This is a genomic window from Rhizobium centroccidentale, assembly GCF_030182565.1.
GTDB lineage: Bacteria > Pseudomonadota > Alphaproteobacteria > Rhizobiales > Rhizobiaceae > Rhizobium.
Window position 1 is genome coordinate 458,827 of sequence record NZ_JAQJCG010000003.1, and the last position, 13,765, is coordinate 472,591.

11 protein-coding genes are annotated in these 13,765 nt (G+C 61.0%); all 11 read left to right on the forward strand.

Annotation, left to right across the window (positions count from 1 at the left end; translation table 11 throughout):
• The first annotated feature begins 177 nt into the window (after positions 1 to 177).
• Positions 178 to 1,827 (forward strand): thiol reductant ABC exporter subunit CydD, encoded by a 1,650-nt coding sequence (gene cydD, locus PH562_RS06025; protein ID WP_285172020.1) that lies wholly within the window; start codon positions 178 to 180, stop codon positions 1,825 to 1,827.
• Positions 1,827 to 3,518 carry a thiol reductant ABC exporter subunit CydC gene (gene cydC / locus PH562_RS06030; RefSeq protein ID WP_285172166.1) on the forward strand — a complete coding sequence of 564 codons (1,692 nt, stop codon included), beginning with the start codon at positions 1,827 to 1,829 and terminating at the stop codon, positions 3,516 to 3,518. The genes cydD and cydC overlap by 1 nt, the downstream gene beginning before the upstream one ends.
• 79 nt (positions 3,519 to 3,597) lie before the next feature.
• Entirely contained in the window at positions 3,598 to 5,193 is a 1,596-nt protein-coding gene (locus tag PH562_RS06035) for a cytochrome ubiquinol oxidase subunit I (RefSeq protein ID WP_285172021.1), read from the forward strand.
• Between the two features lie 6 nt (positions 5,194 to 5,199).
• Entirely contained in the window at positions 5,200 to 6,354 is a 1,155-nt protein-coding gene (gene cydB / locus PH562_RS06040) for a cytochrome d ubiquinol oxidase subunit II (protein WP_285172022.1), read from the forward strand.
• An 18-nt stretch (positions 6,355 to 6,372) separates the two neighbouring features.
• Positions 6,373 to 6,498 carry a cytochrome bd-I oxidase subunit CydX gene (gene cydX / locus PH562_RS06045; RefSeq protein ID WP_285172023.1) on the forward strand — a complete coding sequence of 42 codons (126 nt, stop codon included), beginning with the start codon at positions 6,373 to 6,375 and terminating at the stop codon, positions 6,496 to 6,498.
• A 333-nt stretch (positions 6,499 to 6,831) separates the two neighbouring features.
• Entirely contained in the window at positions 6,832 to 8,235 is a 1,404-nt protein-coding gene (locus PH562_RS06050) for an aminotransferase-like domain-containing protein (protein WP_285172024.1), read from the forward strand.
• Positions 8,236 to 8,429: 194 nt separating this feature from the next.
• Positions 8,430 to 8,834, forward strand: a complete 405-nt coding sequence (locus PH562_RS06055) for a DUF983 domain-containing protein (RefSeq protein WP_285172025.1) — start codon at positions 8,430 to 8,432, stop codon at positions 8,832 to 8,834.
• A 599-nt stretch (positions 8,835 to 9,433) separates the two neighbouring features.
• Positions 9,434 to 10,318 (forward strand): AraC family transcriptional regulator, encoded by an 885-nt coding sequence (locus PH562_RS06060; protein ID WP_285172026.1) that lies wholly within the window; start codon positions 9,434 to 9,436, stop codon positions 10,316 to 10,318.
• Between the two features lie 202 nt (positions 10,319 to 10,520).
• Positions 10,521 to 11,603 (forward strand): ABC transporter substrate-binding protein, encoded by a 1,083-nt coding sequence (locus PH562_RS06065; protein ID WP_285172027.1) that lies wholly within the window; start codon positions 10,521 to 10,523, stop codon positions 11,601 to 11,603.
• A 75-nt stretch (positions 11,604 to 11,678) separates the two neighbouring features.
• Positions 11,679 to 12,500 carry an ATP-binding cassette domain-containing protein gene (locus PH562_RS06070; protein ID WP_113231160.1) on the forward strand — a complete coding sequence of 274 codons (822 nt, stop codon included), beginning with the start codon at positions 11,679 to 11,681 and terminating at the stop codon, positions 12,498 to 12,500.
• Positions 12,497 to 13,747, forward strand: coding sequence for a sugar ABC transporter permease (locus PH562_RS06075; protein WP_285172028.1), 1,251 nt, complete (start codon positions 12,497 to 12,499; stop codon positions 13,745 to 13,747). The genes PH562_RS06070 and PH562_RS06075 overlap by 4 nt, the downstream gene beginning before the upstream one ends.
• Positions 13,748 to 13,765 lie beyond the last annotated feature (18 nt).

Genomic DNA, 13,765 nt, shown 5'->3' on the forward strand with positions numbered 1-13,765 from the left:
GCAATGCAGTTCATTCGATCTTTATTGGTCGGCGAACCCTCCTTGATGACACTGACTTGGAAAGGACGGGCTCACGTGACAGCCTCCTCCGCCACCGATGGAATGTTGGAAAGACGCAAGCTTGCGAACTCGCCTGCGTCGGAGAGTTTGACTATCGGCAAGGCGGCGAAGGAGCCGATGGCTGCAAAGTGTCGCGGCCTCCGCCTTGCATCGGCGCTGCTCTGCCTGTCTTCTCTTGGATGGATCGGTCAGGCGGCAATGCTTGCGGTCGGTGTCGGCGCGATCAGCGAAGGTGGCGGTGTCGGCGAGGTCGCGGTTCCCGCCGCCGTCGTTGCGGGTATCGGCGTCCTGCGGGCCTGTCTAGATTCGGCGGGCGGGCGGCTCGCATTTGTCGCTGCGCGCCGGGAGCTGAGCACGCAGCGTGCGGCGGCGGCTGCAGCGCTTGCTGCACGTTCCCCCCTCGATGGTGCGAGGCCGGCATCCGGTTTGGCGGCAAGTGTGCTGGGCGAGCAGGCCGAAGCGGTCGTTCCTTATCTCGCGCGCTTCCGGCCGACCCGCATGAGAGCGAGCCTAGTGCCGCTGGTAATGCTCATCTGCATCCTGCCGATTTCCTGGCTGGCGGCACTGATTCTCGCGCTTTGCGCGCCGCTCATCCCGATTTTCATGGCATTGATCGGCTGGCGCGCAAAAGCCGCCAGCGAGAAGCAGCTTGCCGAAACCGGCGGCATCAATGCCTTCCTGCTCGATCGTCTTCGCGGCCTCGCGACCATTCGCGCGCTCGATGCCGTCGATCTCACGGCCCGGCGCCTGCGCGCCGATGCGGCCTCGCTGCGGCTGCGTACCATGGCTGTGTTGAGGATCGCATTTCTGTCTTCGGCGGTGCTCGAATTCTTCGCCGCGCTCGGCGTTGCCGCGACAGCCGTTTATGTCGGCTTCAGCCTCTTGGGCTCGATCGAAGTCGGCACCTGGGACGGTCGCCTCACATTGACGCAAGGGCTCTTCATTCTGCTGCTTGCGCCCGCCTTTTTCGAGCCGCTTCGGGAGCTGTCCGCAGTTTGGCATGACCGTGCCAGCGGGGAGGCGGCACTTTCGGCACTGAAGGAACTCGCATCATCGCGCCAGACCATTCTCGGCGGCACAGACATGCCGTCACCCATGCCGGCAGGCGAGGCCGGTGTTGAGATCGAAGCGCTGGCCTTCCGCCATACGCCGGAACGAGACGCCGCAATCGATCATTTCGATCTCTCGATCACGGCCGGGGAACATGTAGCGCTCTGGGGTGCCAGTGGCTCGGGCAAGACCACGCTTCTGTCGCTGATTGCGGGTCTTGCGCGATACGAGGCCGGTGTCATCAGGATCGGCGGCGTCCCGCTGCGTGACGACACAGCCGATGCATTGCGCCGTCGCATGGCTTGGATAGGTCAGTCACCGCATATCTTTGCCGGCAGCGTCATGCGCAATATTGCTCTAAGACGCGACGGCATCGATGCTCCTGCCGTTGCTTCAGCGCTCGAAGGCGTTGCTCTCGATAAGGTGTTTACGCCGGAGCGGGTAGCTGCGGTCGGCGAGGGAGGGCTCGGTCTTTCCGGCGGCGAGGCGCTGAGGCTGATGCTGGCGCGGATGATGGTTGATGAGCGAGCCGATATAATCCTAGCGGACGAGCCGACCGCTCATCTTGATGCGCAGACTGCCGCCGCAGTCACGGATACGCTGCTCGCGCTCGCCAAGGGCCGCATCCTGATCGTTGCCACGCACGATCCCGTGCTTGCAGCGCGAATGGATCGCATCGTCCGGCTCGATAGGCCGGCGCGGAGGGCGGCGGCATGATGAAGACCTCCTTCAAGTCTCTCCTCCCGTTGGTCACGCTATTCTGGGTCGAGCGTGGCGCGAGCCTTGCTCTCGGTGCCGGCTTGTCCGTGCTGGCCATGCTTGCCGGCGGCGGATTGCTGGGGCTGTCCGGCTGGTTCATCACCGCCTCGGCCTTTGCCGGCCTGACGGTCGCGAGTGCCGCGGCTTTCGACGTGTTTATGCCGTCGGCCGGCATACGCCTGCTCGCCATCGGCCGAACAGCTGCGCGATACGGCGAGCGGCTCATTACGCATGATGCGGCCCTCAGGGTTCTTGCCGCCTTGCGCGAGAGGTTGTTTCGCGGCTGGGCGGAGCCTTCCGCAGCTGCGACCATGATCCGCCGGCCGGCAAAGCTGCTGTTCCGCCTGACGAATGATGTCGATGCGCTCGATTCCCTCTATCTGCGTGTGCTGGTGCCGGCTATTGTCGCCATTCTTGCCGCTATTGCAGTGACGATAGCGCTCTGTTTCATCGATCCATCGTTCGGCGTCATGGCAGGGCTGTGGCTTGTCGCGCTCTGTCTCGGTCTCTCCCTCGTCGCGGCGCGTCTGGCGCTGAAGCCGGGCCGTCGCCGCGCCCACGCGATGGAAGCATTGCGTGCCCGGGTTGTCGATCTTGTTGCCGGCCAAACCGATCTGACGATGGCTGGACAGCTGCAGGCGCAACAGGCGGCGATCGTCGAAGCGGATCAGCGATTGGCGGAGGCTGACAGCGCCTTGAATAGGATCGACAGTGGCGTCGCAGCTGGCTTTTCATTTGGCTCGACATTCCTGTTGACGATAACGCTGCTTGTGGTTGCCCTGCTTGCCAAGCAGGGAACGATTGGCGCTCCTGCCGCCGCCTTCGCGCTGCTCATCGCCTTCGCTGCCACGGAACCTTTTGCCGCTCTTAGACGAGGGGCGCTCGAACTCGGGCGAACCTTGCTTGCCGCAAGGCGCATTGCGCCTCGATTGAGCCCGCCCGCCGCTCCCATGCCACGGGTTGAACCGGTCGCCGGCTACGCCTTTCAGCTCAGCGCTGTCGTCGCCGGACACGAGGGAGCTTCCCGCCCGGTCCTGAACGATCTTTCCCTGTCGCTGCCGGTCAGCGAACGGCTGGCGGTCGTGGGTGAAAGCGGCGTCGGCAAATCGACGTTGCTGGCTCTGCTGGCGGGCGAGATCGCCGCGACGAGCGGCGCGGTGGCTCGTCAAGCTGCCGCGACGCTGACGCAACGGAGCGACGTGTTTCGAGACACGGTGCGAGGCAATCTGAAGCTGGCAGCGCCTCATGCGGACAACAACCGGCTGCGCGATGCTCTCGCAACGGTCGGCTTGCTCGACGACATCGACGCACTCCCTCATGGCCTTTCAACGCGCCTCGGCGAAGGCGGCAGCGGCCTCTCCGGCGGTCAGCTTCGCCGGCTGGCGCTTGCAAGGCTCCTGCTGCGCGATACGCCGCTCTGGCTTCTCGATGAGCCGACGGAAGGCCTCGATGCCGCTACGGCCCGTGCCGTGCTTGCTCGACTGGCCCCGGTGGCCGATGGGCGCAGTCTCGTCATTGCAACACACATTCGTCGCGAGGCAGCTCTGGCCGATCGGATCGTCGCTCTGGACGACGGGCGCATCGTCGCCATGGCGCAACGCGGAACGCCTGAATTCGAAATGCTTCTCGATCGGCTGCGGCCGGATTGAGGGGCAATCAACATGCCCGCGGCGCGTCGAATGGCGCCGCATTCCTGTCAGACACACCGTAGGGGGTGGGAGAAAGACTATGGAACTCGATATCGTGGCGCTGTCGCGCCTGCAGTTCGCCATGACGGCGCTGTATCATTTTTTATTCGTGCCGCTGACGCTCGGTCTTTCCGTGCTGCTTGCCATCATGGAAACGACCTATGTCATGACGGGCCGCCAGATTTGGCGGCAGATGACGAAGTTCTGGGGGACGCTCTTCGGCATCAACTTCGTGCTCGGCGTCGCCACCGGCATCGTGATGGAATTCCAGTTCGGCATGAACTGGAGCTACTACAGCTATTATGTCGGCGATATTTTTGGCGCGCCGCTGGCGATCGAGGGATTGATGGCCTTCTTCCTCGAGGCGACCTTTGTCGGTCTGTTCTTCTTCGGCTGGGACAAGCTGTCGAAAGTCGGCCATCTGGTCGCCACCTGGGCTGTCGCACTCGGCTCGAATTTCTCGGCGCTGTGGATCCTGATCGCCAATGGCTGGATGCAGAACCCGGCAGGCTCCGCGCTCAATCCGCAGACCATGCGCATGGAGATCGTCAGTTTCTTCGACGTCGTCTTCAATCCGGTGGCGCAGGCGAAATTCGTTCACACCGTCTCGGCCGGCTACGTCTGTGCCTCGGTCTTCGTGCTCGGCGTCTCGGCCTGGTATCTCGTGAATGGCCGCAGCGTCGAGCTCGCGAAGCGCTCGATGACGGTTGCCGCGTCTTTCGGTCTCGCTTCGGCGCTGTCGGTCGTCGTGCTGGGCGACGAGAGCGGCTATCTGACGACCGAGCATCAGAAGATGAAGCTCGCGGCAATCGAAGCCATGTGGAAGACCGAACCGGCGCCGGCCGCCTTCACTGCCTTCGGCTTTCCAGATCAGGAAGCCCGCGAGACCCATTATGCCATTCACATTCCATGGGCCATGGGTCTGATCGGCACGCGATCGCTGACGACGGAAATCCCCGGCATCGACAAGCTCGAGGAACAGGCCAAGAACCATATTCGTCAGGGCATCAAGGCCTATGATGCGCTGATGAAGGTTCGCGCTGCCAAGCCGGCGACGCCCGGCGAGGCCTCGCAGGATGTGGCCACTGCACGCACCTCCTTCGAGGATATCGGCCACGAGCTCGGTTATGCTCTGCTGCTCAAGCGCTATGTCGACGATCCACGCCAGGCGACGGAGGAGCAGATCGCGCAAGCCGCTCGCGACACCATTCCGAATGTGCCGACGCTCTTCTGGTCATTCCGCATCATGGTCGGCCTTGGGATGTTCTTCATCCTGCTGATGACGGTCTTCTTCTGGCTTTCGGCACGGCGGAAACTGGATCGATATCCGCTGCTGTTGAGGATCGCGGTCTTCGCCATTCCGCTGCCCTGGGTCGCCATCGAGCTTGGCTGGGTCGTTGCGGAATTTGGTCGTCAGCCGTGGATCATCGAAGGTGTGCTGCCGACAGCTGCGGCCGTCTCCAATCTTGGCGCCGGCACGGTGCTTCTCACCATCCTCGGCTTTGCCGCGCTCTACACGGTCCTCATCGTCATCGAGATGACGCTGATGATCAAGGCGATCCGCAATGGTCCCGAAGCGGACAACGAGCCGGAGGCCAAGCTGATTTCCGAAAACCTCGTTCCGGCTGCGGAGTGACCTGCCATGATTCTGCATGAATTGATCGACTATGAGACCCTGCGTATCATCTGGTGGCTGCTTCTCGGCGTGCTTTTGATCGGCTTTGCCGTCACCGATGGCTTCGACCTCGGCGTCGGCACGCTGCTGCCATTCGTCGCAAAGACCGATACGGAACGGCGCATCGCCATCAACTCGATCGGCGCGACTTGGGAAGGAAATCAGGTCTGGCTGATCCTCGGGGGTGGCGCAATCTTCGCCGCCTGGCCGCCGCTTTACGCGGTCTCCTTCTCCGGTTTCTACCTGGCGATGTTTGCCATCCTCTTCGCGCTCATCCTGCGGCCGGTTGCGTTCAAATACCGTTCCAAGCGCGATAGCGCCGGCTGGAAGGCGGGCTGGGACTGGGCCTTGTTCATCGGCGGCTTCATTCCGTCGCTGATCTTCGGCGTCGCCGTCGGCAATGTGCTGCAGGGCGTGCCCTTCCGCTTCGATGATGATATGCGCATCTATTATGAGGGGTCGTTCTTCGCCCTTCTGAATCCGTATGCTCTACTTTGTGGCCTTCTGTCAGTCGCGATGCTCGTCATGCATGGCGCAGCCTGGCTGCAGGTGAAGACGGATGGCATCGTTGCCGAACGTGCGCGCCGCTATGGCACTTTGGCGGCCCTGGCAATCATCGTGCTGTTTGCGCTTGGTGGCCTGTTCCTGTGGATGGGCATTGATGGTTATCACATTGCAAGCGCTGTCGATGTCGAAGGCCCGTCCAATCCGCTCCTGAAGACGGTCGAGCACAGTGCCGGGGCATGGCTCGTCAATTATAGTGCCCATCCGTGGATGATGATTGCTCCGGTTCTCGGCTTCGTCGGTGCCGCGGCAGCTTTGCTTGCGATGCTTGGCCGCCGTGAGGTGACCGTGCTGCTCTTCAGCAAACTTGCCATCTTCGGCATTATCTCGACCGTGGGTCTATCGATGTTTCCCTTCCTCTTACCGTCCTCGCTCGATCCGCGCTCAAGCCTGACCGTTTGGGATGCATCGTCCAGCCACTTGACGCTGTTCATCATGCTTGTCGTCACCATCATCTTCCTGCCGATGATCCTGGCTTACACCGCGTGGGTCTATCGCGTGCTGTGGGGCAAGGTTGATGAGCAGACGGTCAACGACAAGAGCGGTCACGCCTACTGATCCACAAGGAGATTTTGTATGTGGTACTTTGCCTGGCTTCTCGGCTTTCCTCTCGCCGCAGCCTTCGCCGTCCTCAACGCCATGTGGTACGAACTGATGGATGATCAAGCGAAAGCAAAAGCCGCCGGCGCTCAAGAAAAATGAGCGAGACGTCCCATCCTTGATGGAACCTTGCCATATGATCGGCACGCCGGCCCAAAACCGGCGTGCCGCGCTTGCAGGAACGAATGGCGATAACCGGAATATAGATTCCTGGGTTTTATGACTGCCGAGTTGGTCAAATGCTTTGTCATGCTGTCAATACGGGAGCATCGGCTGGTTCAAGGCATTCCCGGATCGAAAATATTGCGGAATTTAGTCTTCGCGGGGATGAAAAAGTGGGGCCAATAGCTCCACATAGCGGGAATTGTATGCAATGATATGCAATCAATGCCGGCCGGAGTTTCGGTTCACGTCCGGTCTCGTGCGGAGCATGAAATGAAAGACTGGCATCCCGATCTCAGCCGCTCCTCCAGCCCCCGCTACATTGCCATAGCCGACCTGATCGAGATGGACTTGCGCAGCGGCGTTCTTGTTGCCGGCGACAGGCTCCCGCCGCAACGTGCGCTTGCCAGGCGTCTCAACATCGATTTTACGACGGTTGCGCGCGGCTACGTCGAAGCGCAGAAGCGTGGGCTTGTAGATTCCCATGTCGGACGCGGGACGTTCGTGACCGGCAGACAGGAGAGGGAGCGCCGAAGTTTTGCTCTCGACGTCGCTTCCGATCCGCGCCGTGCCTCCGCGATTGATTTTTCGATGAATCTCCCGCCGGAACCGAGCGATCCGGATCTTCTTGCTCGCATGCAGGAGGGCATGTCGGCTGTAGCGGTCGATCTTATTCCCTTGCTGCGATATCAGGGATTTGGCGGGCTGGCTGTGGACAAGGAGGCTGCCGCAACCTGGCTCAGCCGCCGGGGCCTCACCCCGGCACAGGAACGCATCTTCATAACACCGGGCGCGCACCCGGCCTTGCTGGCGATCTTTGGCCTTTTGGCCAAGCCTGGCGAAACCGTGCTTTCGGAGAATATCACGTATCCCGGCATGCGTTCGATTGCGGCGCAGCTCCGGCTCAATCTCTCGGGCCTGGCGATGGATGATGAAGGTGTCTTGCCGGAAGCATTTGAAGAAAGCTGTGAACGCCTGCGACCGAAGGCGCTTTACCTTAACCCGACACTGCAGAATCCGACGACGCTGACGATTCCGCAGGCGCGGCGCGAGGCGATTGCCGCGATTGCCCGCAAATATCGCGTGCCGATCATCGAGGATGATGCCTATGGCTTCATTCCGCTGGATGCGCCAGCGCCAATGGCTGCAATCGCACCGGATCTGACCTGGCATATCGGTGGATTGGCGAAGTGCATTGGTGCAGGGTTGCGCCTCGCTTTTGTCGTAGCGCCGGACACCCGGTCGATATGGCCCTTCGTGAGTGCGATGCGGAGCAACAATGTCATGGCGTCGCCGCTCAACATGGCGCTTGCGACGCGCTGGATTGAAGATGGTACCGCCGATGGCATCCTGCGTTTCATTCGCACGGAGGCCGCCGCCCGCCAGGAGATGGTTGCTGACATATTGCCATCAGGCAGCTATCGGGCTGATCCCATCAGTTTCAACATCTGGCTGCCGCTTGGTGGCGGCTGGACGCGCGCCACCTTTGGCAGCCATATGCGCAATGCAGGTATCTGCGTTGTCGCAAGCGACGCCTTCACGGTGGACGGCGTGGCACCTGAGGCCGTGCGCGTTTGTCTTGGTGGCCCGATAGGCCGCGAAGCCTTGAAAGGTGCGTTGAGTTTCATGGCACATGCGCTGCAGGGGCCGCCGGAATTGACCGCTTCCTTCTTCTAATCTCCAGCGCAATATTGCCATTGATCGGAGGGGCGCAGGCTCCTTAGCGCCCCCATTCCCTTCATTGCCGAGGTTGCCGCTGCGTCATTCTGCCAAATGGACGTATCGAATGTATTCATTATATCTATATTGAATGCATGCAATCTGGCTATTGATTGCTTGCCCTTGGAAAATGATTCAGGAGTGATGCTGTCATGGATGCCGATTATCCCCCGTTGAGCCCGCTGCAGACCGGCCTTCGTTGTCGTTGCCCGCGTTGCGGGCAAGGACGTTTGTTCGATGGGTTTCTGACCCTTCGCAAGCAGTGCGAAGCATGTGGTCTCGACTATTCCTTCGCGGATCCCGCCGATGGGCCGGCTTTCTTTGTCATCTGTTTTGCCTGCGTCCCGAGCGTCCTTCTCGGCGTCTGGCTGGAGGTCGCATTCTCGGCGCCGGTCTGGGTTCATTTCCTTCTGACGGGACCGTTCATGCTGGCGACCTGCATTCCGCCATTAAGGCCGCTGAAGGGCTGGTTGGTTGCGAGCCAATATTTCTACAAGGCCGAGGAAGGTAAGCTCGTCCGCCTGTCGGCAACCGAGACGCCGCACTCAGCGAGCTAAGGTCTGTGGGCTTCATCTCGAATTGATGACCGCCGCGGCGAGATGGACGATAGCACTACTATGTCATGTGGACGGGAATATTATGATCGAAGTTGGATTCGACGATGGTTTGAACAAAAAATAAAGCGGCTGGAGCAGCAGTTTTGAGGTGGTGCTCCTCACGATAAATAGTGTCAACTAGCCTGGAAATATCTGAAATGTGGGATTGGTTCCCTATAGTCTTCATTCTCTTCAAGGTTCTCGTGTTAGGCACGGGCATGTTCTTCGCCATCAAGTGGCATCACGATCAAGGGAAGCAGAAATAACGAAACCGGCGGACCCCAAGCGCCCGCCGAACACACCCTTGACGCCTCAGATTAAAGCGAAAATCTCGGCGCTCGATACCGGATATCAACCCTTCGGCATCGCTGCGCCAATGCCGCACTGCACATTTCGCCAAATAAGTCACCCTTCAAGTCAAAAAAGTATCAGTCGAGCGTACAAGGCGTAGTAGCGGCAGGCGCTTATGAGGGGTAGGTTTACCACATAGAAGACGTGATGGCCTCTGGGAGGAGGCGCCGCAACCGTTGCAGTGCGGACGGATGAAAGGAGGCTTGCCGATGAACCCGGATTTGGAAGTGGTCGCGATCGGTAGCGGAGAATCCTTCAAGGCGTGGGAACACGGCTATCCCTACCGCACGGTTCGCTGGCATTTCCATCCCGAATATGAAATCCACCACGTCGTCGCGACGACGGGCCAATATTTCATCGGCGACTTCATCGGTGAGTTCGAACCGGGCAATCTGGTGCTGACGGGACCAAACCTGCCGCATAATTGGGTCAGCGACGTGCCTGCCGGTGTCACCCTGCCGCTGCGCTGCCGCGTGCTGCAATTTTCCGAATCCTTCTTTGCCGATGCCAGCAAGGTTTTTCCGGAACTGTCGGCCTGTGTCGGCATCCTGGAGACGAGTCGCCGCGGTGCGCTCTTCACGCCCGCGACAGCGTCGATAGTCGGCCCGATCCTTGGCGAACTGGTCGAAGCGTCAGGCATCCGCCGCATCGAACTTTTCATGAATATTCTTGACGCGATGAGCCGGGCCGAAGGCACGCGCACGCTCGCCAGCGCCGGTTATCAGCCGGACCCATCCGGCTTCATGTCGGCGGGCGTCAATCAAGCGCTGGCTTACATCAATGCGCACCTGACCGAGCCGTTCAGCGAATGCGATCTGGCCGAATTGACCGGCCAAAGCCCGAGCGCCTTTTCGCGCAGCTTTCGCCGCCATACCGGCATGGCGCTGGTGCAATATGTCAACCGGCTGCGCATCAACTTCGCTTGCCATCTGCTGATGAGCAAGGCCGAAATGACGATCACCGACATCTGCTTTGCGGCAGGCTTCAACAATATCTCGAACTTCAATCGGCGTTTTCTGGATCAGAAGGGCATGGCGCCCTCCCGGTTCAGGTCGCTCTTGGCACAGCACGCACGCGCGGTGGAGGCCGCCTAAAAAGGGAGGACAGGGAGGAGAGACAAAGTTCAGGGCAGGCGAACGGGCAGGCATCTTTGCCGTCCGAAGGAGAAGGCTTGTTCAAAATTACCGCTGCGTCGGTCTGATGGCCGTTGTTTGCGGACAATCAAACAAGAGCATCGCGTGCGGACAGCCGTGATGATCGAGGGAAACCATTACCATTTGGAACGGAGAAATTCCAATGAACCATTTCGCACTGAAAATCGCCGGCGCAGCCGTGCTCGCGGCCGGTCTGGCCGGCACGTCCGCCTTCGCGCAATCCGCTAAGGTGACGGATGCGACCGTTGCCTTCCTGATGCCCGACCAGAGCTCCACTCGCTATGAAGAGCATGATTTTCCTGGCTTCCAGGCGGAAATGAAGAAGCTCTGCGCCCGCTGCAAGGTCATCTATCAAAATGCCAATGGCGACGCCTCGCGTCAGCAGCAGCAGTTCAATTCGGCGATCTCGCAGGGTGCGAAGGCAATCGTGCTCGACCCGGTGGATTCCACAGCCGCCGCTTCCTTGGTGAAGCTGGCGCAGAGTCAGGGCGTTCGCGTCATCGCCTACGATCGCCCGATCCCGTCGGCCGCTGCCGACTATTATGTCTCCTTCAACAACGAAGAAATCGGCAAGATGATCGCCAAGTCGCTGGTCGATCATCTGAAAGCCAAGGGCGTGAAGGCGGGCGACGGCGGCCTTCTCGAAATCAACGGCTCGCCGACGGATGCTGCCGCGGGCCTGATCAAGAAGGGCATCCACGCCGGTCTCGCCGACGGCGGCTATCCGGTGCTTGCGGAGTTCGACACGCCGGAATGGGCGCCGCCGAAGGCGCAGCAATGGGCAAGCGGCCAGATCACTCGCTTCGGCAAGAAGATCCTCGGCGTCGTTGCTGCCAATGACGGCACCGGTGGTGCCGCTGTCGCCGCCTTCAAGGCCGCCGGCTACGATCCGGTGCCGCCGGTGACAGGCAACGACGCCACCATCGCCGGCCTGCAGCTCATCATTTCCGGCGATCAGTACAACACCATCTCCAAGCCGAGCGAGATTGTTGCCGCCGCCGCCGCCAATGTCGCGATCGAACTGCTCTCGGGCGGAACGCCGAAGGCCGACACGAAGCTCTTCGACACGCCGACCAAGCTCTTTACGCCGGCGCTGGTCACCTCCGAAAACCTGAAGGCTGAGATCATCGACAAGAGCGTCAACGGCAAGCCGATCCAGACGCCAGCACAGCTCTGCAATGACCGTTATGCCGATGGCTGCAAGAAGCTTGGCATCGGCAGCTGAGCCTTGTCCTATCTCCATCCGGCCGCTTCGGCGGCCGGAGACCCATAGCATTTTAACCCGAGAAGGTGGCGAGTCATGAGTGACGCTTCCGATCACAGAGCCCCTGACGGCGAGCTGGTGCTCAGCCTCAAAGGGATCTCCAAACATTTCGGCGCCGTCTCGGCACTGACGGATATCAACCTCGATGTGCATGCCGGTGAGGTCGTGGCGCTTGTCGGCGACAATGGCGCCGGCAAATCGACGCTCGTCAAGGTTCTGGCCGGCGTCCATCAGCCGAGTGCCGGCACGATCACATTCCGCGGCAAACAGGTGACGCTCAGCGATCCAGCAACCGCACTTGATCTCGGCATTGCCACGGTGTTTCAGGATCTGGCGCTTTGCGAGAACCTCGATGTCGTCGCGAACATCTTTCTCGGCCGGGAGCTGAGCCCTTTGAAGCTCGACGAAACCGCCATGGAGGTTCGCGCCTGGACATTGCTCAACGAGCTTGCAGCGCGCATCCCAAGCGTGCGCATCCCGATAGCATCGCTTTCGGGCGGCCAGCGACAGACGGTGGCGATCGCCCGCTCGCTGCTGCTCGAGCCGAAACTCATCATGCTAGACGAGCCGACCGCCGCCCTTGGCGTGGCACAAACCGCCGAGGTGCTGAACCTCATCGAGCGTGTCCGCGACAAGGGGCTCGGCGTCATCATGATCAGCCACAATATGGAGGATGTGCGCGCCGTCGCCGACCGTATCGTCGTGCTGCGCCTCGGCCGCAACAACGGGATCTTCTATCCCGATACGTCAAATCAGGAACTCGTCAGCGCCATCACCGGAGCCACGGAAAACGCGGTGTCGCGGCGCGCTGTGCGCCGTCAGGCCCAACAGGAACACAGAGAAGGGGGCCAGCCATGAGCGAGAATGGCAAGCAATCCACCCTGCTGCTCGACCGCAGCGACGTCCGCGTCAACCATGATACCGGGCTTGGCGCGACCATTCGCTCCTCCATCGACAAGGTGCGTTCCGGCGATTTGGGCTCGCTGCCCGTCGTCGTCGGCCTCGTTATCATCTGGACGGTGTTCGGCACGCTGAACCCCACCTTCCTTTCCAGCAACAACCTCGCCAACCTGCTGTTCGACGCCTCGACCGTCGGCATCATCTCGCTCGGCATCGTCTGCGTGCTGATGGTCGGCGAAATCGATCTTTCCGTCGGCTCGATCAGTGGCTTCGCTTCGGCCATGGTCGGCATGCTCTGGGTGAACGAGGGCTGGCCGGTGGCCTTGGCGATCCTGGCGGCGCTGGTTGTCGGCGGCGTGATTGGCGCCATCTATGCCGTGCTGTTCAACCGGTTGGGTATGCCGAGCTTCGTTGCCACATTGGCCGGCCTTCTCGCCGTGCTCGGCATGCAGCTCTATCTGCTCGGCGCCACCGGCTCGATCAATTTGCCCTATGGCTCGGCCATCGTGAATTTCGGCCAGCTTCTGGTGATCCCCCGTCCTCTTGCCTATGTCTTCGCGCTTATTCCGGGCGTGGTCATGCTGGTCAGCGGCTTGAGCGCCGTGCGGCGACGCAAGCAGGCAAACCTTTCGGCACCGTCCATCGGCGGATTGCTGGCGAAGGCGGCTGTGATCACCGTGGCCTTGGAATTCGTCGCCTTCTATCTCAATCAGGATCGCGGCATTCCCTGGATGTTCGCCCTGTTCGTTGTGCTCGCCATCGTCATGAATTATGCGCTGACACGCACGCAATGGGGCCGGTCGATGTCTGCCGTCGGCGGCAATCGCGAAGCGGCACGCCGCGCCGGTATCAATGTACGCAGGATCTATACCAGCGCCTTCATTCTCTGCGCAATGTTCGCAGCCCTTGGCGGTGTGCTCGCGGCAGCGCGTCTCGCCTCGGCCAGCCAGCAGGCAGGCACCGGCGATGTCAATCTGAATGCGATCGCGGCGGCCGTGATAGGCGGCACCAGTCTTTTCGGCGGCCGCGGCAGCGCCTATTCGGCACTACTCGGCATCATCGTCATCCAGTCGATCGCGAGCGGCCTCACCATGCTCGATCTGTCGTCGGCACTTCGCTACATGATCACTGGCGCAGTTCTTGCCATTGCCGTCATCGTCGACTCGCTCGCCCGTCGTTCCCGCGCCTCGCATGGGCGCGGCTGATTTCTTCAAGAAGGTAAG